Origin of the sequence: Shinella sp. 838 (genome assembly GCF_029623935.1) — a bacterium.
Lineage (GTDB): Bacteria > Pseudomonadota > Alphaproteobacteria > Rhizobiales > Rhizobiaceae > Shinella.
Genome location: NZ_JARSBQ010000002.1, coordinates 609981 through 631225, shown reverse-complemented (window position 1 = coordinate 631225; position 21245 = coordinate 609981). Strand labels below are relative to the sequence as shown.

The 21245-nt window shown below is 64.1% G+C and carries 23 protein-coding genes; 13 read left to right on the top strand and 10 right to left on the bottom strand.

What is annotated here, in order from left to right; genetic code table 11:
- Positions 1-236 precede the first annotated feature (236 nt).
- A complete protein-coding gene (gene ggt / locus P9A16_RS10740) occupies positions 237-1988 on the top strand; it encodes a gamma-glutamyltransferase (RefSeq protein WP_037407576.1) in 1752 nt (583 codons plus the stop codon).
- Here ggt and P9A16_RS10735 read toward each other — a convergent pair whose 3' ends face one another.
- Both P9A16_RS10735 and P9A16_RS10730 read right to left on the bottom strand, forming a co-directional pair.
- On the bottom strand, positions 1989-2375 hold the full coding sequence (locus tag P9A16_RS10735) for a type II toxin-antitoxin system VapC family toxin (RefSeq protein ID WP_023516807.1): 387 nt from the start codon (positions 2373-2375) through the stop codon (positions 1989-1991).
- Positions 2372-2617 carry a type II toxin-antitoxin system Phd/YefM family antitoxin gene (locus tag P9A16_RS10730; protein ID WP_023516806.1) on the bottom strand — a complete coding sequence of 82 codons (246 nt, stop codon included), beginning with the start codon at positions 2615-2617 and terminating at the stop codon, positions 2372-2374. The genes P9A16_RS10735 and P9A16_RS10730 overlap by 4 nt, the downstream gene beginning before the upstream one ends.
- Before the next feature lie 98 nt (positions 2618-2715).
- On the opposite strand from P9A16_RS10730, the gene P9A16_RS10725 reads away from it, so the two are divergent.
- A complete protein-coding gene (locus tag P9A16_RS10725) occupies positions 2716-3966 on the top strand; it encodes a cytochrome P450 (RefSeq protein ID WP_023513737.1) in 1251 nt (416 codons plus the stop codon).
- Positions 3967-3978: 12 nt separating this feature from the next.
- Here the strand turns inward: P9A16_RS10725 and P9A16_RS10720 are convergent, their stop codons facing one another.
- The 4 genes from P9A16_RS10720 to P9A16_RS10705 all read right to left on the bottom strand — a co-directional run bounded on the left by P9A16_RS10720 (position 3979) and on the right by P9A16_RS10705 (position 6715).
- On the bottom strand, positions 3979-4323 hold the full coding sequence (locus P9A16_RS10720) for a cupin domain-containing protein (protein WP_023513736.1): 345 nt from the start codon (positions 4321-4323) through the stop codon (positions 3979-3981).
- A 61-nt stretch (positions 4324-4384) separates the two neighbouring features.
- Positions 4385-5668, bottom strand: a complete 1284-nt coding sequence (locus P9A16_RS10715) for an O-acetylhomoserine aminocarboxypropyltransferase (protein ID WP_278025661.1) — start codon at positions 5666-5668, stop codon at positions 4385-4387.
- A gap of 115 nt (positions 5669-5783) precedes the next feature.
- Positions 5784-6212 (bottom strand): CoA-binding protein, encoded by a 429-nt coding sequence (locus P9A16_RS10710; RefSeq protein WP_023513734.1) that lies wholly within the window; start codon positions 6210-6212, stop codon positions 5784-5786.
- A 65-nt stretch (positions 6213-6277) separates the two neighbouring features.
- Positions 6278-6715, bottom strand: a complete 438-nt coding sequence (locus P9A16_RS10705; RefSeq protein ID WP_023513733.1) for a CoA-binding protein — start codon at positions 6713-6715, stop codon at positions 6278-6280.
- A 241-nt stretch (positions 6716-6956) separates the two neighbouring features.
- Between P9A16_RS10705 and P9A16_RS10700 the strand changes: the two genes are divergently transcribed.
- Positions 6957-7793, top strand: a complete 837-nt coding sequence (locus P9A16_RS10700; RefSeq protein WP_023513732.1) for an EamA family transporter — start codon at positions 6957-6959, stop codon at positions 7791-7793.
- A gap of 236 nt (positions 7794-8029) precedes the next feature.
- On the opposite strand, the gene P9A16_RS10695 is transcribed toward P9A16_RS10700, so the two are convergent.
- Entirely contained in the window at positions 8030-8851 is an 822-nt protein-coding gene (locus P9A16_RS10695; RefSeq protein WP_023513731.1) for an enoyl-CoA hydratase, read from the bottom strand.
- 137 nt (positions 8852-8988) lie between these two features.
- On the opposite strand from P9A16_RS10695, the gene P9A16_RS10690 reads away from it, so the two are divergent.
- From P9A16_RS10690 to P9A16_RS10665, 6 genes are all read left to right on the top strand, one after another.
- A complete protein-coding gene (locus P9A16_RS10690; RefSeq protein ID WP_023513730.1) occupies positions 8989-9420 on the top strand; it encodes a PaaI family thioesterase in 432 nt (143 codons plus the stop codon).
- A 230-nt stretch (positions 9421-9650) separates the two neighbouring features.
- On the top strand, positions 9651-10115 hold the full coding sequence (rplM, locus tag P9A16_RS10685) for a 50S ribosomal protein L13 (protein WP_023513729.1): 465 nt from the start codon (positions 9651-9653) through the stop codon (positions 10113-10115).
- A 2-nt stretch (positions 10116-10117) separates the two neighbouring features.
- Positions 10118-10594: a 30S ribosomal protein S9 gene (gene rpsI / locus P9A16_RS10680; RefSeq protein ID WP_023513728.1), complete on the top strand. Its 477-nt coding sequence runs from the start codon at positions 10118-10120 to the stop codon at positions 10592-10594.
- A 127-nt stretch (positions 10595-10721) separates the two neighbouring features.
- Positions 10722-11675 (top strand): agmatinase, encoded by a 954-nt coding sequence (speB, locus tag P9A16_RS10675; protein WP_023513727.1) that lies wholly within the window; start codon positions 10722-10724, stop codon positions 11673-11675.
- A 130-nt stretch (positions 11676-11805) separates the two neighbouring features.
- A complete protein-coding gene (argC, locus tag P9A16_RS10670) occupies positions 11806-12738 on the top strand; it encodes an N-acetyl-gamma-glutamyl-phosphate reductase (protein WP_023513726.1) in 933 nt (310 codons plus the stop codon).
- Positions 12735-13577: an aminoglycoside phosphotransferase family protein gene (locus P9A16_RS10665; RefSeq protein ID WP_023513725.1), complete on the top strand. Its 843-nt coding sequence runs from the start codon at positions 12735-12737 to the stop codon at positions 13575-13577. The genes argC and P9A16_RS10665 overlap by 4 nt, the downstream gene beginning before the upstream one ends.
- Here the strand turns inward: P9A16_RS10665 and P9A16_RS10660 are convergent, their stop codons facing one another.
- A complete protein-coding gene (locus P9A16_RS10660; RefSeq protein ID WP_278025660.1) occupies positions 13578-14669 on the bottom strand; it encodes a COX15/CtaA family protein in 1092 nt (363 codons plus the stop codon).
- Between the two features lie 203 nt (positions 14670-14872).
- On the opposite strand from P9A16_RS10660, the gene P9A16_RS10655 reads away from it, so the two are divergent.
- Positions 14873-15091 carry a DUF2842 domain-containing protein gene (locus tag P9A16_RS10655; protein WP_023513723.1) on the top strand — a complete coding sequence of 73 codons (219 nt, stop codon included), beginning with the start codon at positions 14873-14875 and terminating at the stop codon, positions 15089-15091.
- A gap of 1 nt (position 15092) precedes the next feature.
- Here the strand turns inward: P9A16_RS10655 and P9A16_RS10650 are convergent, their stop codons facing one another.
- Positions 15093-15536, bottom strand: coding sequence for an NUDIX hydrolase (locus tag P9A16_RS10650; protein WP_023513722.1), 444 nt, complete (start codon positions 15534-15536; stop codon positions 15093-15095).
- A 168-nt stretch (positions 15537-15704) separates the two neighbouring features.
- On the opposite strand from P9A16_RS10650, the gene P9A16_RS10645 reads away from it, so the two are divergent.
- Complete coding sequence (locus P9A16_RS10645) at positions 15705-16967, top strand: GNAT family N-acetyltransferase (RefSeq protein ID WP_278025659.1); 1263 nt, start codon at positions 15705-15707, stop codon at positions 16965-16967.
- Between the two features lie 6 nt (positions 16968-16973).
- Here the strand turns inward: P9A16_RS10645 and P9A16_RS10640 are convergent, their stop codons facing one another.
- The gene (locus P9A16_RS10640; RefSeq protein ID WP_278025658.1) at positions 16974-19241 is read right to left on the bottom strand and encodes a Wzz/FepE/Etk N-terminal domain-containing protein; all 2268 of its coding nucleotides are present in this window, start codon (positions 19239-19241) and stop codon (positions 16974-16976) included.
- Positions 19242-19482: 241 nt separating this feature from the next.
- Between P9A16_RS10640 and P9A16_RS10635 the strand changes: the two genes are divergently transcribed.
- Together P9A16_RS10635 and P9A16_RS10630 are read left to right on the top strand one after the other, a co-directional pair.
- Positions 19483-20031: a polysaccharide biosynthesis/export family protein gene (locus tag P9A16_RS10635; protein WP_371260038.1), complete on the top strand. Its 549-nt coding sequence runs from the start codon at positions 19483-19485 to the stop codon at positions 20029-20031.
- A 5-nt stretch (positions 20032-20036) separates the two neighbouring features.
- Positions 20037-21203 (top strand): glycosyltransferase family 4 protein, encoded by a 1167-nt coding sequence (locus P9A16_RS10630; RefSeq protein WP_023513718.1) that lies wholly within the window; start codon positions 20037-20039, stop codon positions 21201-21203.
- The last annotated feature ends 42 nt before the right edge of the window (positions 21204-21245 follow it).

Here is a 21245-nt window from a genome sequence, read left to right as displayed (position 1 = left end):
ACGTTGGGAATCAGCAAGTTTCGTCTTCCCTACATAGAGTGTGAGGGTGGCGGACTTCAAGACAGGTGCGTGTTTTGCGGCGCTCTATGCGAGAATGCAGTTAACTGACGCAACGGGCGGCGGCGATTTCCACAACCGAACCGCCGGCAAGGTGAAGGAAGGGTAAATCGCTCCCAGGCCTTGCCTCCTCCCGGTGATCGTCTGCACTATATCTCCCTCCAGTGGAGGTAGCCATGATGAAACGATCTCTCGTCGCCCTCGGGCTTCTTTTCCTGACATCGGTCGGGGTATCCGCCCAGCAGGCGTCCGACAGCGTCGCGCCGGAGCGCGCAACCGGCCTTGCGGCGGCGAAGGTCGTCACCGCGAAGGCCCATATGGTGGCGGCCGCCCACCCGCTCGCGGCCGAGGCCGGCGAAAAGGTTCTTGCGGACGGCGGCAGCGCGATCGACGCCATGATCGCCGTCCAGACCATGCTCGGCCTTGTCGAGCCGCAATCCTCAGGCCTCGGCGGCGGTGCCTTTCTCGTCTACTACGATGCCGGGACCGGCCGGCTCACCACGCTGGACGGCCGCGAGACCGCGCCGATGGAGGCGACCCCCAGGCTCTTCCTCGACGAAAAGGGCGAGCCGCTGAAATTCTTCGACGCCGTCGTCGGCGGGCGCTCCGTCGGCACACCCGGCACCGTCATGCTGATGCAGGAGGCGCACAACCGCTGGGGCCGCAAGCCCTGGAAGGACCTCTTCATCCCCGCCGAAACGCTGGCCCGCGACGGTTTTTCCGTCTCGCCGCGTCTTGCCGGCCTGATCGCCACCGAGGGCGACCGGCTGAAGACCTTCGAGACGACAGCCGCCTATTTCTTCGGCGCGGATGGTGCACCGCTGAAGGCCGGCAGAATCCTCAAGAATCCGGCCTATGCCGAGACGCTTTCGGCCATCGCCGGTGGCGGCGCGCCGGCCTTCTACACCGGCACTATCGCCCAGGGCATCGTCGATACGGTGCGCAGTTCCGGCAAGAATGCCGGCGTGCTCTCGCTCGCCGACCTTCAGAACTACCAGGTGAAGGAGCGCCGGCCGGTCTGCACCTCCTACCGCGCGCTCGACGTCTGCGGCATGGGACCGCCCTCCTCCGGCGCAGTCGTCATCGGCCAGATGCTCGGCATGCTGGAAAATTTCGACCTCAAGGCACTCGGCAAGGACAATGCCGAAAGCTGGCGGCTGATCGGCGACGCACAGCGCCTCGCCTTCGCCGACCGCGAACGCTACCTTGCGGACACAGATTTCGTGCCCGCGCCGATCAAGGGGCTTCTCGACAAAACCTATCTCGGCGAGCGGGCCAGACTGCTCGACGGCGACAAGGCACTTGCCGAAGATGCCGTGACGGCGGGCAAGCCCGAATGGGACCACGCCTTCGACTTCGGCCGCGACGCCGCACTCGAACTGCCCTCCACCAGCCATTTCGTCATCGTCGATGCGGCAGGCAATGTCGTCTCCATGACGACCACGATCGAGAACGGCTTCGGCTCGCGGCTGATGACCGGCGGTTTCCTGCTCAACAACGAACTCACCGACTTCTCCTTCAAGACCCATGACGAGGGCATGCCGGTCGCCAACCGCGTGGAGCCCGGAAAACGCCCCCGCTCCTCCATGTCTCCCACCATCGTGCTGAAGGACGGCAAGCCCGTGCTGGCCATCGGCTCTCCCGGCGGCAGCCAGATCATCGGCTACGTCGCCCAGGCGCTGATCGCCCATATCGACTGGGGCATGGATGTCGGCCAGATCGTCGCCATGCCGCATCTCATCAATCGATTCGGCCCCTACGACCTCGAAGCCGGCACCGCAGCGGAAAAACTCGCCGCGCCTCTGAAGGCGCTCGGCTACGAGGTGAAGGTGGGCGAAATGAACTCCGGTCTGCACGCCATCGCCATCTCAACCGACGGCCTCACCGGCGCTGCCGATCCGCGACGGGAGGGTGTTGCCGTCGGGAAATGATCAGACGAGCCGCACCGGCCCGTCGTAGTCGGCGACGCGCGCGTCCGCCGTCAGCAACAGCAGGCCCTCATATCTCGCCTGTGCGATGAGAATGCGGTCGAAAGGATCACGATGCAGGGGTGGCAGGTTCGCCACGGCGATGGCATGGCCTGCAGCGATCGGCAGTTCGATGTAACCGTTGTCGACCAGGCCCCGCCGCAGGCGTCCGGCATCCGCTTGAAAATCCGGGCGGCCGAGGCTCGATTTGATGACCACCTCCCACAGGCTCGCCACGCTGAAGTGGAGGGCGTTGTCCGGATCCGCCATCAGTGTCATCGCGGTGCCGCTCAGCCGCTCCGGGCTTGCCGCCGCCAAGAGTAGCAGGTGTGTGTCGAGGAGCAGCTTCATTCGTCACCGGAAAACTGGTGGGTGATTTCATCCTCGCCCATCCGGTCGAAATCGTCAGGAACCGTCAACTGCCCGCGCAGAAAACCGAAACGGCTCACCCTCCCCTCATCCGGCGCATCGAGCGGCACGACCTTGACCATCGGCTTGCCCGCCTTGGCAATAACGAAGCTTTCCCCTTTCGCCGCCTGCTCGACAAGGCGTGAAAGATTGGTCTTCGCATCGTGAATGTTGACCGTCCGCATCGCCATCTCCATGGACTTAGTTTATCAAACTTAGTTCACAGTCATGAACAAATCAAATTCCGGTTTCACCCGGTGCCGGAATACGCTACCGGTCTTTGATGACCACGACACATATCCCCTTCCTGTCCATCGACCCCGCCAGCCGCCGCGTCTCGCTCGACGGCCGCAATCCCGATTTCTACCGCGCTCCGAACCCGGTCTACGCGGCGCTGCATGCACACTGTCCCACCTTCTGGTGGGAAGAGCAGAAGATGTGGTATTTCACCGGCTACGACCATGTGAACGGCCTCCTGCGCGACCGCCGCTTCGGCCGGCAGATTTTGCATGTGGCGACGCGCGAGGAGCTGGGCCTGCCGGAGCCGCAGGCGCATCTTGCCCATTTCGACGCTGCCGAGGCCTGGTCTCTGCTCGAACTGGAACCGCCGGAGCACACGCGGCTGCGCACCCTCGTCAACCGCGCCTTCGTCTCGCGCATGATCGAGAAGCTGACGCCGGAGATTTCCGCGCTCTGCCACGAAGCGATCGACCGGTTCGAGAAGGACGGGAAGGTCGAACTGCTCGCCGCCTTCGCCGATATCCTGCCGGTAACGATGATCGCCCGCATGATCGGCATTCCCGACGAGATGGGGCCGCAGCTCCTGAAATGGTCGCATGCCTATGTGCGCATGTACATGTTCGGCCGCACGCCGGAAGACGAGATTATCGCCGACAAGGCGGCGGAGGAATTTTCCGACTATGTGCGCAGCGTCATCGCCGAGCGCCGGGCGGAGCCGCGCGACGACCTGCTTTCGCATATGGTGCACACCGAGCACCGCGGCCAGCTTCTCACCGAAGACGAGCTGATCTCGACGACCATCGTTCTGCTCAATGCCGGCCACGAGGCGACGGTGCACCAGATCGGCAATGCCGTACGCAGCATTCTGGAGAGCGGCGCCGATCCCAAAGTGATTTTCGCGGATGAGAAGGCGACGGAACGCACGGTCGAGGAATGCCTGCGCATTTCCGCCCCGGTGCACATCTTCGACCGTTTCGCGCTTGAAGATGTCGAACTCGACGGCATTCATTTCCGCCGGGGCGACAAGGTGGCCATGATTCTCGCCGCCGCCAATCTCGACCCGAAGAAATTCACCGATCCCCTCGCCTTCAAGCCGGATCGCAACGAAGGCGCCAACCTCTCCTTCGGCGCCGGAATCCACTTCTGCATCGGCGCGCCGCTCGCAAGGCTGGAACTCAACATCGCCCTGCCGATCCTCTTCCAGCGCCTGCCGGGGCTGAGGATCGCGAAAGAGCCCGCGGTGAAAGACGTCTATCACTTCCACGGGCTGGAGGCGCTGGAACTGGCGTGGTGAGGTCCGGAAACCCTAGACGCGGATGACGTAGTCCTTGCGAGTCGTTTCAACGACTTCCCAGGTTCCCCTGAAGCCGGGTCTCAGGATCAGGCGGTCGCCGGCCTTCAGGTGCGTGATCTCGCCATCTTCCGATACCAAGATCGAATATCCCTCGAGGATGTGGAAATACTCCCACTCGTCGTACTGGACGCGCCATTTTCCCGGCGTCGACTGCCAGATGCCGGCATAGATGCCGCCGTCGGCTTCCTCGATGTTCCAGGTGGTGAAGACCGGGTCGCCGGAGATCAGCCGGTCGGAGGCCGGGCGGCCCTCTTCGGGTGTGATGCCGGAGACATCGAAGGATTGCGTGTTGTTCATGGATCTGTCCGCCTGCTGAAATGGGCCGCCTGCTGAAATGGCGCGGGCGGCCCGCTAAGATTCACGCCTTGGCCAACGCCTGCTCGATGTCCGCGATGATGTCGGCGACATCCTCGATGCCGATCGACAGGCGCACGACATCGGGACCGGCGCCGGCAGCCACCTGCTGCTCCTCGGTGAGCTGGCGATGGGTAGTCGAGGCCGGGTGGATGACGAGGGAGCGCGTGTCGCCGATATTGGCGAGGTGCGAAAGCATTTCCAGACCTTCGACAAAGCGCTTGCCCGCTTCGTAGCCGCCCTTGAGGCCGAAGGTGAAGACGGCGCCGGCGCCCTTGGGCGAGTAGCGCTGCTGGGTGTCATGATTGGGATCTTCCTCGAGGCCCGCATAGGTGACCCAGGAGATTTTTTCATGGCCCTTCAGCCACTTGGCGACGGTGAGCGCATTGTCGCAATGACGCTGCATCCTGAGCGGCAGGGTTTCGATGCCGGTCAGGATCTGGAAGGCGTTGAAGGGCGAGATGGCAGGGCCGAAATCGCGCAGGCCCAGAACCCGGCAGGCGATGGCGAAGGCGAAATTGCCGAAGGTGGCGTGCAGCACCATGCCGGCATATTCCGGACGCGGCTCGGAGAGCGCAGGGTACTTGCCGGAGGCAGTCCAGTCGAAGGTGCCGCCATCGACGATGACACCACCCATGGAATTACCGTGGCCGCCCATGAACTTGGTCAGCGAATGCACGACGATGTCGGCACCGTGCTCCAGCGGGCGCACGAGATAGGGTGTCGCCATGGTGTTGTCGACGATGAGCGGCAGGCCGTGGCGGTGCGCCACTTCGGCAATGCCGGCGATATCCACGAAGGTGCCGCCCGGATTCGCCAGGCTCTCGATGAAGATCGCCTTGGTCTTGTCGTCGATCTGGCTTTCGAAGGAGGAAAGATCGGCCGTATCGGCCCAGCGCACATGCCAGTCGAAACTCTTGAAAGCATGGCCGAACTGGTTGACCGAGCCGCCATAGAGCCGGCGTGCGGCGATGAAATTGTCGCCCGGGCGCATGATCGTGTGGAAGACGAGAAGCTGGGCGGCATGGCCCGAGGCGACGGCGAGCGCCGCCGTGCCGCCTTCGAGCGCCGCGACGCGCTCCTCAAGCACGGCCTGGGTCGGGTTCATGATGCGGGTATAAATATTGCCGAAGGCCTGGAGGCCGAAAAGCGAGGCAGCGTGGTCCGTGTCGTTGAACACGAAGCTCGTGGTCTGGTAGATCGGCGTGGCGCGCGCGCCCGTCGTCGGGTCCGGCTGGGCGCCGGCGTGGATGGCGAGCGTTGCAAATCCGGGCTTGTTCTTCGTCATGAAATGGCCTCCCTGGCTGAAGTCGGGCGCACTATTTCAGAGAGCTAAGAGCCGGTCAAAGAAAGATTTTCCGGAAAAGCACGGGTGCGGCGATACGCGTTGCGCCGATGGCGAATTACGCGACGAGACGGGGATACTCGATCGCCGGGCAACGATCCATGACCACCTTCACGCCCGCGGCCTCCGCTGCCGCCGCCGCCGCGTCATGGCGCACCGAGAGCTGCCCCCAGATGACCTTGGGCAGCGGATTCAGCGCCAGCACCTCCTCCACGACCGACGGCAACGCATCCGCTGCGCGGAAAACGTCGACCATGTCGATCGGCTCGACGATATCGGCAAGACGGCCGACGACGGGCTGGCCGAGGATTTCCTTGCCGGCCTGGCCGGGATTGACCGGGATGACGCGATAGCCCTTGCGCAGCAGGAAGGCCATGACCCGGTGGCTGGGGCGCTCCGGATTGGGTGAGGCACCGACGAGCGCAATCAGCCTGGTCGAGCGCAAGATGTCGGCGATGTAATAGTCCGGATAGGAATCATGGTTCATGCGGCTACCCCGTTTTGCTGCCGGAGAATTGGGGTAACGTTGCGTGAAGTCAATATGCGCGGCGCTCAGGAGGCCTTGAGCATCAGCACCGGATATTCCGTCACTGGGCAGCGATCCATGACCACCTGGATGCCGGCAGCTTCCGCCCGCGCGGCGGCGGCATCGTCGCGCACCGTGAACTGGCCCCAGAGCACGGAGGGACGCGGGGCGAGCGCCAGCACCTCGTCGACGACGGCAGGGAACTGGCTTGCCGCGCGAAAGACATCGACCATGTCAATCGGCTCCGCGATATCGGCGAGATGCGCATAGACCCGCTGGCCGAGAATGGTCTTGCCGGCATGGCCGGGATTGACGGGGATGACGTGATAGCCCTTGCCGAGCAGGAAGCCCATGACGCCGTGGCTCGGCCGACCATCGTTCGGCGAAGCGCCGAGCACCGCGATCGTGTGCACGGATCCGAGAATGTGGCGGATGTAGCTGTCGGGATAGTGATCGTGGTTCATCGCTGCCTCCTCCGGCGTTCGCGACCGTCTCTCACATGTCTTCCTGCCTGCCAGACTAGCGCAGAACCTTAAAGAAGACGACCGCGCCGGAGCAGCCGTTCAGCCACCGATTGTGCCATTGTGGGTCAACTTCGGCCGATTTGCCGCTAAACCCGCGAGAATCCCGATTGCAAATCGGTGAAATTGCGCAGATGAAGAACCGAGCCCCTCCCCCCAATGGCCTGCCCTTCGAGGTCCCAGATTGCCGTTAGACGTTCTTTTTCTCGTGCTGTTCGGCGCGGCACTTCATGCCGTCTGGAATGCCCTCGTCAAATCCGGCACGGACAAATCGCTCGACGCGGCCATGGTCTCGCTCGGCGGCGGCATGGTCGGCCTTGCCTTCCTGCCCTTCGTGCCCATGCCCAACCCGGCGGCCTGGCCCTTCGTGCTCACCTCGGCCGCCTTGCAGTTCGCCTATTTCCAGCTCGTGGCCGCGGCCTACCGGGCCGGCGACATCGGCCTCGTCTATCCGCTGATGCGCGGCGCCGCGCCTCTCCTGGTCGCGATGACAAGCGGCATCGTCCTCGGCGAGCATCTGACACCGGGGGCGATGGCCGGCGTTCTCGTCATTTCCGTCGGCGTGCTGACGCTCGCCTTCGAATCGCGCCACGGCAGCCGGCGGGCCATCGTCTATGCACTGGCGAATGCCGCCGTCATCGCCACCTATACCTTCGTCGACGCCGCCGGGGCGCGGGCTTCCGGCAATGCCGTGTCCTATACGCTGTGGATGTCGCTTCTGCCGCCGGTGCTGCTCTTCGGCTGGGCCGTCGCGCGGCGGGGCAGCCGGCCGGTCTGGACGCATGTGCGGCGCAACTGGGCGCGCGGCCTCTTCGGCGGCGCCGGCTCCATCGCCTCCTACGGCCTTGCCCTCTGGGCGATGACCAAGGCGCCGGTGGCCACCGTCGCGGCGCTGCGCGAAACCGCCATCCTCTTCGCCCTCCTCATCTCGGTCTTCATTCTCAAGGAAAAGGCCAGCATCTGGCGCTACATCGCCGGCGCGGTGATCGCGGTAGGGGTCCTGGTGCTGAAGCTGGCTTAGCAGCTACTCAAAGCCAAATTCAGCCTTCATAATCCCAAACAATTGGCGGGCCGCTTCCTCGTCCAATTGAAACGTTTGGCTCATCTTGCCAACATCCTGCCGGCTGGAACGCCCATAAGTTGATATTTAAACAAGCTTTCGACCATCGTAGTTTTGAACAAACAGCTTTGCATCAACTTCATCGTGAAGCTGAAGGCGGTCCATTTGGTCGCGCTGAAAATGTGTAATCCGGGCCACTACTTCTGCCTCCACTCCGGCATGCGCTTGCCAAGAAAGGCGCCGATCCCCTCTTTCGCATCGTCGACGAGCATGTTGTCGGCCATTGCCGCGACGGCGACGTCGTAGGCTTCGGCGAGCGGCAAGCCGGCCTGGGCGCGGAAGGCGGCCTTGCCGATGCGCAGGGCCTGCGGCGACTTCGAGGCGATGACGGCGGCGTATTTGTCGACCACCTGGCGCAGGTACTGTTGCGGCACGATGCGGTTGACGAGGCCAAAATCCTTGGCCGTCGAGGCGTCGATCGTCTCGCCGGTCAAAAGCATTTCCATCGCCTGCTTGGGGTGCGCGGCGCGGGTGACGGCGACCATCGGCGTCGAGCAGAACAGCCCGATATTGACGCCGGGCGTACAGAAGGTCGAGGTGTCCGTGCAGATGGCGAGATCGCAGCTTGCCACGAGCTGGCAGCCGGCGGCCGTGGCGAGGCCGTCAATCTCGGCAACGACGGGCTGCGGCAGCGCGGCGATCTTCAGCATGATATCGGCCGCCATGCGCATGGTCTTTTCGAAGAAGGCGCGGCCGCCGTCTTCATCCGTACGGCGGGCGGTCATTTCCTTGAGGTCATGGCCGGCGGAGAAGACTTTTCCGGTCGAGGCGAGCACGACGACGCGGGTGGCCTCGTCACCGGCCACGACATCCAGCGCGTCGCCAAGCGCCTCCATGACGGCAATCGAGAGGGCGTTGGCGGGCGGATTGTTGAGCGTGATACGGACGACCGGTCCCTGGCGCTCGATGCGCACCAGCCCGGCTGGTTCCTCTTTCCTGAACGACACCACATCCGCCATGATCGCCTCCATTCTGTTTCATCTGCGGTCCTACGCCTCGCGAGAGACGGTTTCAAGCGCGGCGACATAGACTTTGAGAGGGCTTGCTCCCCGGCACAAACCGGTCTGTAAACGCAGGGCAGACGAAGGAGAACGCCGTGAACCTGACGCCCATCATGGACCGGGACGCCCTGAACCGGTTCCTCGAAACCGATTTCCCGCAGATCCACACGGACGGAAAGGTTTTCGACGTGACCGAGGTCAGGTCCGGTACGGTCGTCATGCGGCTAGATCCGAACGAGCGGCACCTGCGCCCCGGCGGCACGGTCTCCGGCCCCACCCTGTTCGCGCTGGCGGACGTTGCGGCCTATTGCGTCGTGCTGGCGCATATCGGCCCCGTGGCACTCGCCGTCACAACCAGTCTCAACATCAATTTCCTGCGCAAGCCCGAACCTGGCCCCCTCTCCTGCACCTGCCGGCTTCTCAAGCTCGGCAAGCGGCTGGCAGTGATCGAGGCGTCGATTTTCGGCGCGGATGGCGAAGATCTGGTAGCCCACGCCACCGCGACCTATTCGATTCCACCGCGATAATTTGCGGTATCAAAATACCTCAAATACAAGCCATTGTTTTCATTAAGATATCTTTGATGGCGCCCGGATCACATCCCTTGACGCCCCATCGGCTCTCGCTTATAAGCCGCACCAGATCGCGGTCCCCTCGGGCCGCGTTCGATTTTTGGCATCCACAGGGTGCCAAACCAAGCAACAAGAAACGCCCGTCGCCCAAAAAGCCTCGGGATCGCAAAAGAAAGACATCTCCCATGGCAACCTTCGTACAGAAGCCCGCCGAGGTAGAAAAGAAGTGGATCCTCATCGACGCCGAAGGCCTCGTTGTCGGTCGCCTCGCTACCCTCATCGCCAATCGCCTGCGCGGCAAGCACAAGGCAACCTTCACGCCCCACGTTGACGACGGCGACAACGTCATCGTCATCAACGCCGACAAGGTCGTCTTCACCGGCAAGAAGTACTCCGACAAGAAGTACTACTGGCACACCGGTTACCCGGGCGGCATCAAGGAGCGTACGGCTCGCCAGATCATCGAAGGCCGCTTCCCGGAGCGCGTTCTCGAAAAGGCTGTCGAACGCATGGTTCCGCGCGGCCCGCTCGGCCGTCGCCAGATGAAGAACCTGCGCGTCTACGCCGGCTCCAACCACCCGCATGAAGCCCAGCAGCCCGTCGCCCTCGACGTCGCCAAGCTGAACAGCAAGAACACAAGGAGCGCCTGATAATGGCCGACCTCTCCTCGCTCAAGGACCTCGGCGTCGCCGCTGCAGCTCCGGCCGCTTCCGCCCCGGTTCACGTCAAGAAGGTTGACGCCCAGGGCCGTTCCTACGCCACCGGCAAGCGCAAGGACGCCGTCGCCCGCGTGTGGGTCAAGCCGGGCTCCGGCAAGATCACCGTCAACGGCAAGTCGTTCGAAGCCTATTTCGCACGCCCGGTTCTGCAGATGATCCTGCAGCAGCCGATCGTCGCAGCTGCCCGTGACGGCCAGTTCGACATCGACGCCACCGTCGCCGGCGGCGGCCTCTCCGGCCAGGCCGGTGCCGTTCGCCACGGCATCTCCAAGGCACTGACCTACTTCGAGCCGGGCCTGCGCTCGGTCCTCAAGAAGGGCGGCTTCCTGACCCGCGACTCGCGCGTCGTCGAACGCAAGAAGTACGGCAAGGCCAAGGCCCGTCGTTCGTTCCAGTTCTCCAAGCGTTAATCGCTCGGAAGACTTGTTCTTCAGGAAAGGCCGGGGTTCGCCCCGGCCTTTTCGTTTTTCAGCGCGAAACCCCTTGCCTTCAAGATCGCGATTGGCGAACGTCCCGCCAGAATTCGGAGGGACACACATGGCCAACAAGACGATCGACCACGCCATCACCGCCAAGACGCTGAAAAGCGCCGCCTCGGACCCGACCCATGCGGGCATCCTCTCCTTCATGCGCCGCCGCTACACGAAAGTGCTTAAGGACGTCGACGCGGTGGTCTGGGGCATCCCCTTCGATGCCGCAACTTCCAACCGGCCGGGCACGCGCTTCGGGCCGCAGGCGATCCGCCGCGCCTCTGCCATCATGGACAACGACCCGCAATATCCCTTCGAGCGCGACCTCTTCGAGGACATGGCCGTCATCGACTACGGCGACTGCCTGCTCGACTACGGCAACCACCACAAGACGCCCGGCACCATCGAGCGCGAGGCGAAGAAGATCCTGAAGTCCGGCGCCTACATGCTGACGCTCGGCGGCGACCATTTCATCACGCTGCCGCTCTTGCGCGCCCATGCGGAAAAATACGGCCCGCTCTCCCTCGTGCAGTTCGATGCGCATCAGGATACCTGGGCGGACGAGAAAGGCCGCATCGACCACGGCTCCTTCGTCGGGACGGCTGTGCGCGAGGGGCTGATCGACCCCGAAACCTCGATCCAGATCGGCATCCGCACCCATGCGCCCGAAGATTGCGGCATCCGCATCCTCTATGGCTACGACGTCGAGGAGATGAGCGCCGGTGCGATCGCCGATGCGATCGTGCATCACGTCGGCGATCGTGCGACCTACCTGACCTTCGATATCGACTGCCTCGATCCCGCCTTCGCCCCCGGCACCGGTACGCCCGTTTCGGGTGGCCCGTCGAGCGCGAAAATCCTCTCGGTCCTGCGCAAGCTCGGCGCGCTCAACATCGTCGGTTCCGATGTGGTCGAGGTCGCGCCGGCCTATGACCATGCGGACATCACGGCCATCGCCGCTTCCAACATCGCCATGTACATGCTGGGGCTGCATGCAGAAGCGCTCGCCGAACGACGCTGAAAACAGCACATTGAATGCGACGGACCAAGGGGCTATATCGGCCGGGAACCGCTTTCCGCAGGCGGCGACGCAAAACCGTCGCACGGTTCTGCTGGAATGCTTTCAGGCTTCTTGAAGGATTGGATTGCAGATGAAACCGAAGATCTTCATCGATGGCGAACACGGCACGACGGGCCTGCAGATCCGCACGCGCATGGCCGGCCGCGACGATGTCGAGCTGCTCTCCATCCCTGAAGCCGAGCGCCGCAATGCCAAGCTGCGCGAAGACCTCCTGAACAGTGCCGACGTTGCCATCCTCTGCCTGCCGGACGATGCGGCGAAGGAAGCCGTCGCCATGGTTGCCGGCAACAATTCCGTCCGCATCATCGACACCTCGACGGCGCACCGCATCCACCCCGACTGGGCCTATGGCTTTGCCGAGATGGACCGCGAGCAGCCGAAAAAGATCGCCGGCGCCCGCCATGTCGCCAATCCCGGCTGCTATCCGACGGGCGCGATCGGTCTCCTGCGTCCGCTGCGCCTCGCCGGCCTGCTGCCCGAGGACTATCCGGTCACGGTCAACGCCGTCTCCGGTTACACGGGCGGCGGCAAGCAGATGATCGCGCAGATGGAAGAGGCAGGCCACCCTGATCCCATCGACGCGCCGCACTTCCTTTATGGTCTGCCACTGAAGCACAAGCATGTGCCGGAAATGCAGGTGCACGGCCTTCTTGCCCGCGCCCCCCTCTTCTCGCCGTCGGTCGGAAAATTCCCGCAGGGCATGATCGTGCAGGTGCCGCTCTATCTCGCCGACCTCAACGACCACGCCTCGCTCGGCTCGATCCACGAGGCGCTGGTGGAGCATTATGCCGGCCAGGATATCGTCGAGGTCGTCGACCTCAAGGAAAGCGCCAACCTCGCCCGCGTCAACGCCGTGGAACTCGCCGATACGGACCGCATGAAGCTCTACGTCTTCGGCACCGCAGGTGCGCCGCACGTCAACCTCGTCGCCCTGCTCGACAATCTCGGCAAGGGCGCTTCGGGCGCGGCCGTGCAGAATATGGACCTGATGCTGAGGGGATGAGCAGCAGCCTGCCGCCCTTCCCCGCCGAATGGCGGATCGAAAATGCCGAGCCGATCGCCGATACCGTTGCCGGCAGCGTCTATGACGTGACACTTCCCGACGGTGTTTCTGCGATCGTCAAGCACCTGAAGCCGAAGGTTCTGGAAGACAGCCAGCGCGGCGCGGATTTCCTCGCCTGGCGCGACGGCGTCGGCTGCGTGAGGCTTCTTGCCCGCACCGGCACGATGCTGCTGATGGAACATGCCGGCAGGATAACCTTGCGAGACCATCTTGAAGCCCAAGGCGATGCGGACGCGACCCGCATCGCCGCGGAGGCGCTTCTCGCGTATCACCGCCCCTCCGAGACGCCACCGCCGACGAGCCTGCAACCGCTGCCGCGCTATTTCGCAAGCCTCTTCGACAAGGCCGAACGGGACCGCCGGGAGGGCCTCGCCGGCCCGTTCGCCGAAGCGGCGGACATGGCCGAGGCGCTGATTGCCGACCAGCGGGACATCAAGCCCCTGCACGGCGACCTACATCACGAGAACATCGTCTACGGCCCGCGCGGCTGGCTCATCATCGATCCGGCCGGGCTGATCGGCGATGCGGCGCTCGATGTCGCCAACATGTTCTCCAACCCGCTCGACCGTTTCGACCTCAACCGCAGCGAGGAACGCATCGCCGCGATGGCCGGTGTCTTCGCCGAAACGCTCCAGCGCGATGTCCGCACCATCCTGCGCTACGCCTTCGCCTATGGCTGCCTGTCGGCGGCCTGGCATGACGAGGGCGGCGACACGGAAGAGTGCGACAACGAGCTTGCCGTTGCCACCGCCATCCGCACCGTCCTCGGACAGGCCTGATCAGTCGTCCGCGATCTCCCGCGGATACTCACCGTAGAACCCGCGCCAATGGGCAATGGCGAAGCCGAGAACGACCAGCGCTCCGCCCTGGTGCGCCAGCGCCCAGCCGAGCGGCACCTGCCAGATCAGCGTCAGGATGCCGATCGTCGCCTGAAGACAGACGAGGCCGAACAGTACCAGCGCGCGACGGGCATGCGTCGTTTCCGGCGCGGCGCGCAGCGAGGCGATCATGTGCATGACGACGAGGGCAAAGAGCACGTAGGCGCCGATGCGATGGACGAACTGTACCGTCTTGGGGTTCTCGAAGAGATTGATCCACCAGGGCTGCTGCACGAAGAGGCCGCCGGGCACGACGGCGCCGTCCATCAGCGGCCAGGTGTTGTAGGTGAGGCCCGCGTCGAGGCCGGCGACGAGCGCACCAAGATAGATCTGGAAGATCGCCATGCAGGCGATGATGCCGGCCATGCGGCGAGAACGGTCCGTCGGCGCGGCATCGTCGCTGTGCGGCGAGAGCGCGCGCATCAACCATGCCGTCCAGGCGAAGATCAGACAGGCGATGGTGAGGTGCGTGGCGAGCCGGTACTGGCTGACCGAGACACGTTCGGCAAGGCCCGACGAGACCATCCACCAGCCGATGAAGCCCTGAAAACCGCCGAGCGCCAGGAGACCGACCAGCGGCCAGCGCAGCTTCTTCTCGATCCGGCCGGTCAGCCAGAAGAAGGCGAGCGGCACGGCGAAGACGAAGCCGATGGAACGGGCGATCAGCCGGTGGGCCCATTCCCACCAGAAGATCGTCTTGAACTCGTCGACGGTCATGTCCTTGTTGACCTGCTGGTACTGCGGAATGCGCTTGTAGAGGTCGAACTCCTCCTGCCACTCCACGTCGGTGAGCGGCGGCACGACACCGTGGATCGGCTTCCACTCGGTGATGGAGAGGCCCGATTCGGTGAGCCGCGTCGCGCCGCCGACAAGCACCAGCACGAACAGCGTGAACAGCACGAAACCGAGCCAGCGGCGCACCTGGCGGCGGTCGCGGTCAATCCTGTCCGTGTCACTGGGGCTGCGGTATGCGGTCGCGGTCGTGGCGCTCATCGTCTCGGCTCCTTTTCCGGAATGGCGGGCCGGCCGCCGTTCCGGTTCCTTTCTCGCGTCCTTCCGGGTGCAAAACCGCGCGCGCGGCTTCAGCGGGAAGGACTGTGGCGTTGATTTGCCTGACCGGCCCGTGCAAAACAAGGCCCGAACCTTTGCGGCATGCCGTCGCGCCATTTTGCCGCTACCCAATCGAAAGACTGCCTATGCCCCCTCGCCTCCGAAAACTGATCGGCACGATCCTGATCATCATCCTCGTGCTCGTCTATGCGCTGGTCGCGACCACCATTGCCGCCGCAACGCTTGGAGAAGCGCCCTGGTATATCCACCTTCTCTACTTCACCGTGACCGGCCTTTTGTGGATCCTGCCGGCCATGCTTATCATCAAGTGGATGGAAAAGCCCGGCAAGCCGCGCGACGAATAGGTCATTTTTCAAGATGGGCAGCAAGGCCGGTGGGGTACAGCTCCACGCCGGCCGGCAGCGCTAGCGGATAGAACCAGCGTGCTGTCCAGATGGAGCGGTCATGCTCGACGAGCGTGATCTCGGGCCGCCGATAGAGGCTTTCGTCGAGCAGGTAGATGTTCACGGCGAAAACGAATTCGTGGCCCTGCGCGCCTTCATGCCAGAAGATGTTCTCGAAGGTCGTCCATGGCCCATCTATGGCGATCTCGCAACCGAGCTCTTCGCGGAACTCGCGGGCAAGCGCCTGCTCCCGTGTCTCGCCGAATTCGATGGAGCCGCCGGGCGGGCGCACACCCTTGACCGTGCCGTCGTCGCGCGTCACTTCCGCCGCCAGCAGCCGGCCGGCGTGCCAGGCAAGGCCCAACACCTTCACGTGGATTTTCTGCGGCGGCCGCCAGGTCTGCATGGGCTCCTCCTGCCGGCGGGCGCTCCGCCCATTGTTCCCGTTATCGACTTGCTAACCGCTCCGGCCGATTTCACGGGGCATACCGGGCAGGGTCAGCGGATGTAAACCAATTGCGCAAGCCTAGCGCCTATGGTGTCGCTGCGGCAACCGAATGCACGAAAGCCAAGTATGGGAGCGATGCAACTCCATTTCCAGATCATGCCGTCCGAGCACGACCTTGCACACGGCAATCTGGCGCCGAGCGAGAGCGGCGGCCAAGCACGTTCACCGATGCCGCTGTCGATACGCCTGCATGAACAGATGGAACCGGTGGAGGCCTGCTGGCGGGCACTCGAAACGGAAAACGCGCTTTCGCTCCACCAGAGCTACGACTGGTGCCGTTCCTGGGTGGAAAGCCATGCCTGCAGGCTTCTGATTGTCGAGGGCTTTTCCGCCGGGTGCACGCATCTCCTGCTGCCCTTCGAAATCGTGCGCCGCGGGCCGATCCGCATCGCCCGCTTTCTCGCCGCCCCGTTCAGCAACATCAATACGGGCCTCTACTCGCAGGATTTCCGTACCCTTGCCGCCCCGCCCCGGCTTCGGCAGGCGCTTGAGACGGCGCGCAGCCAGCTTGCCCGGCACTGCGACATCCTCCTTCTGGAAAACATGCCGCTCGACTGGCGCGGCGAAGCCAGCCCCTTTTCCGATCTGCCCGCGGTGCTGAACCAGAACGCCGCCTTCCAGATCGAGCTCTTCGCCGATTTCGAACGCACGCTGGCGCAGGTCAATGCCCGTCGCCGCCGCAAGAAGTTCCGCGCCTCCGAACGCCGCCTGATGGCGCTTGGCGGCTACGAACACGTCATCGCCGAGGCCGGCGCGGAAAGCCGGGCATTGCTCGAAACCTTCTTCCAGCAGAAGGCCGCCCGTTTCGACGCCATGGGCCTGCCGGACGTCTTTCGCGACGAGAGCACACGGAATTTCTTCCGGCGACTGGTATCGGTACCCGAGACGGACGGCAGCTACCCGCTACAGCTCCACGCCGTGCGCCTCAGGGGCGAGAATGACGGCCGTATTGCTGCGATTGCCGGCCTGTCGCGCAAGGGCGACCATGTGATCTGCCAGTTCGGCTCGATCGACGACACGATTGCCGTGGATGCCAGCCCCGGCGAGTTCCTGTTCTACCTTGCGATCGACAAACTGTGCGGTGAAGGCGTGCGCCTGTTCGACTTCGGCATCGGCGACCAGCCCTACAAGCGCTCCTGGTGCACGATCGAGACGCGGCAGCACGACCTGCTCTGGCCGACGACGCTGGCCGGCGCGACGGTCGCCGCGCTGCACCGGGCCAAGGCCGGCGCGAAACGCCGCATAAAACAGAGCCCGCAGGTCTATGCCTTCCTGCAACGCCTGCGCTCCGGCAAGACGGCGCGTCCGCACGAGGACAGTGTGGACTGACCGCCTTTACGCCGCCCGGCGGCCCGGATAGCGCGGCGGCTCGGCTCCCTCTCCCGTCATCAGCATGACTTCGCTGTAGCCAGCCTCGCCGAAGGCATCGATCAGTTCGACGATCTCGTCCTCCTCGGCCCCCGGAAGCGAGAGGAGAACATCCGTCTCCTGGTCGCGCGTCAGGCGCCGCACGCCCTCCACGTCGGCCGGGCCACATTCGACGATCACCGTGTCATAGGCGTCGGCGAACGAGGAAATGACCATCGCCAGCCGGTCGATGCCGCGCATGGCGCGCTTGATATTGGCATTGCCGCGCGGAATGATGTGCGCTCCGGACAACCGGTCGCCATGGATGATGTCACCGAAGACGGCATCGCCGACGAGGAGATCGGTGATGCCCGGCATGTGGGCGGATTCAGCCATCAGACGCGTCGGGCAGGCAGAACCGGTCAGGTCGATGACCAGCGTCTTGCGGTGCTCCTCGGCAATACGGCGCGCCAACATGACGGTGGCGGTCGAACCACGGTCGCCGGAAGGCGAGACGGAGATCGCGACGGAAATGTTGTTCTCGATCATATAGCGGGCGACGGCGGCAATCGAGAACTCGACTTCCTCTTCCTCAGGCTCCGGCTCGTCGAGCAGCAGATCGTCTTCGCTCTCATCGGCCAGCAGCTCCTCCTCGTCCGGCTCGATATCGGCCAGCAGCGATTTCGTGGGGGCTACGGCATCACGGACCGGAACATGGTCGAAGCGGGCAACCGGATCGCGGCGCACGACGGGCGTCTTCTGGACCACGGGCTCTTCCGCTGCAGCCTCCGGCTCGAGCGCATCCTCGACAACCTCTTCCTCGCGCCGCAGCGGCACCGCCGCGGCAGCACCGACCGGCTTCAGCGCGCGGCCGCTGAAAAGTTCGGCGAGGAGAATGGCGATCGCGCTCAGCATGAAGCCCGCAACGCCGCCGACGACGGTGATCGGCACCATCTTCGGGAAGGCCACCTCCGTCGGCTCGACAGCGGCCGAGATGATGCGGGCATCGGCTGGCGTGGAACTGCTGTCGGTGCGCGAGGTCGCCTCGCGGTAGCGGGCGAGATAGGTTTCGAGCAGCTGGCGCTGGGCGGTCGCCTCGCGCTCCAGCGCCTTGAGGCCGACTTCGTCCTCGCCGGCGCGCGCGCTGTTCGCCTTCACCGTGTTGAGCTGCTGCAGGAGCTGGGTTTCGCGCAGCTGGGCGGTCTTGGCCTCGTTTTCGAGGCTCGACAGGATCTTCTGCGTTTCCGACTTGATCTGTCCGCGGATGCCGACGAGCTGCGAGCGCAGCCCCTTCAGACGCGGATGGCCTTCGAGCAGCGAGGTGGAAAGGTCGGAGATCTGCCCCTGGATCTGCGCTTCGCTTTCCTTCAGGCGCTGGATCATCTGCGAGCCGACGACATCGCTCAGCGTGTCGGGTGCGCCGCCGGTCTTGAGCACGGCGCGCACGCTTTCGGCCCGTGCCTCCGCATTGGCGCGCTCGCCGCGCACGCGGGCAAGTTCCGTCGAGATGTCGGTGAGCTGGCGCGCGGCGAAGTTGGAATTCTCGCCGGTCGGCAGGAGATCGGACTGCGAGCGATACTCGGCAACCTTCTGCTCGGCCTCGCGCACCTTCTCGCGCAGGTTGGCGATTTCCGGCTCCAGCCAGCGCGTCGCCTCGGAATTGGTGTCGAGTTTCGCCCCGCTCTGCAGCGAGAGGTAAACCTTTGCCATCTCGTTGGGGATTTCAGCGGCCAGGCGCGGGTCTTTCGAGGAGAACTCGATGCCGATGACGCGCGAGCGCTCCACCTGATAGACGGCGAGCTTGTCGGTGAATTCCTTCAACACGCGCTCTTCCGGTTCGATGTCGAGCGGGCTTTTCTTCAAGCCCGAAAGAACGAGCAGGTCGGAAATGGCAGAGGGTTTTGCCGCCGGGTCGAACTCTTCCAGTTCATAGAGCTTCATGTTGCGCGCGACCTGCTTGATGAGGTCGGCGGATCTGAGGAGCTGGACCTGGCTGGCGATGCCGAGTTCGTCGAGCGCCGGCTGCGGATCGCGGCCCTGCGTGCGGTCGGAGCCGGTCGTGAAGGCCGGTTCGCGCGTTTCGATGAGAAGGCGTGCCTCGCTCTTGTAGCGAGGCGTGACCAGGCTGGCGCCGGCAAAGGCAATGCCGGCGCAGGCGACCGTGGCCAGCAGCACGCGCATGCGGTTGCGCCAGATCGCGCCGAAAAGGCCGCCAAGATCGATATCGACATCCTGCTGGCTGTTTGCGCCCGACATATCCCAACTCCAAACACCACGATTTCCGCGCAAGGTAAACAAACATGGTAACGCAAGGGTTAATTATCGGCGGTTGTCTTGCCCTTCCCTCTCACCACCCTTGCGAAAAAAATCCGTGTCCTCCTGCCCATCCTTGCTGCGCCTTTACCAGCCATTAACCCTAACGGATCGATAACGGGCTCCAGACTTCTGATTCCGGGATTGGGTAAAGCGAATGACATTCGCAACGATCAATAAGGGCATGCTGCTTGCGCTGGCGCTCATCGTGCCGGCCGTCGCCGGCTGCAGCGGCTACCGCCCCGCCCCAAAGGCATTCCACGAGGCAACCATTCAGCCCTACCGCCTCGACAGCGGCGACAGGCTGCGCATCACCGTCTTCGAGCAGGCGGGCCTCAGCAACACCTATTCGATCGATCAGGCCGGTTATGTCGCCTTCCCGCTCATCGGCGCAGTGCCGGCACGCGGCCAGACGATCCAGGAGCTGGAACGCGTCATCGCAACGAAGCTCAAGCAGGGATATCTGCGCGACCCGGACGTCTCCATCGAGGTCGACCGCTACCGCTCGATCTATGTCATGGGTGAAGTCGGCCAGGCCGGGCAGTACAGCTATGTCGCCGGCATGACGATCCAGAACGCCATTGCCGTGGCCGGCGGCTTCTCTCCGCGCGCCAACCAGGGCGATGTCGACGTTACCCGCAAGATCAACGGCAAGATTCTCACAGGCCGTGTGTCCATCTCCGATCCGGTGCTGGCCGGCGACACGATCTATGTCCGCGAACGGCTGTTCTAAGCACAATGGCGGACGATGGGCCCCTGCGCATCATTCACTGCTTTCGCTCCCCTATCGGCGGGATCTTTCGCCATGTGCGCGATCTCGCCGAGTTCCACGCGAAGGCAGGCCATGACGTCGGAATCGTCTGCGACAGTCTCACCGGCAGCTCCTACGAGGACGGCCTCTTCGATGAAATCCGCCCCTATCTCTCGCTCGGCCTCACACGCCTGCCGATCAGCCGGTCGATCAGCCCGCGCGACATCGGCGCGTTCTGGAGCAGCTATCACGAAATAAAAAGTTTGCAGCCGGATGTCCTGCACGGGCACGGCGCCAAGGGTGGCGCCATTGCCCGGCTCATCGGCTCAGCCCTGCGGGTCAACAGGTATCGCGTAGCCCGCCTCTATTCGCCGCATGGCGGCAGTCTGCACTACAATCGCCGCACGGCTACCGGCATGGCGATTCTCACCGCCGAGCGCCTCCTGGAAAGGCTCGGCGATGCGCTCGTCTTTGTCTGCGACTACGAGCGGGAGGCCTATGCCGCCCGTGTCGGCCGACCGCGCGTCAGGGCGGAGCGCATCTACAACGGCATCCACGACCGCGACTTCGAGCCCGTCTATTCCCGGGAGGACGCCGTCGACTTCCTCTATATTGGCATGCTGCGCGACCTGAAGGGCCCCGATGTCTTCGTCGAGGCCTTCGCCCGCACGGAGCGCCGGATCGGCCGTCCGCTTTCCGCCCTGATGATCGGCGACGGACCGGACAAGGCGAAATACGAGGACATGATGCTGCGCATGGGCCTCGGCCGGCGCATCGGCATGCTGCCGGCCATGAAGGCGCATGACGCCTTCGCGCTCACGCGCAACGTCATCGTGCCTTCACGCGCCGAGGCCATGCCCTATATCGTGCTGGAAGCGCTCGCCGCACGAAAGCCGGTCATCGCCACCCGCGTTGGCGGTATTCCTGAAGTGCTCGGTCGCGACAGCATTGCCCTCACGGAACCGGGCGATCCAGACGGCCTCGCCGCCCTGATGGCCCGGGCCATCACCGATGCGGACTGGCCGCGCAGAGTGATGCCCGAACCGACGGGGTTCAAAGCGTCCTTCTCCGCCTCCACCATGTCCGGCGCCCTGCTCGACCTCTATCGTGACATCCTCACCCGGCAGACCGGCGGAAATCGGCACAGCACCTGACGCTGCGGCAACCGCAACGTAAACGTTTCTTAGGGGCTTCGT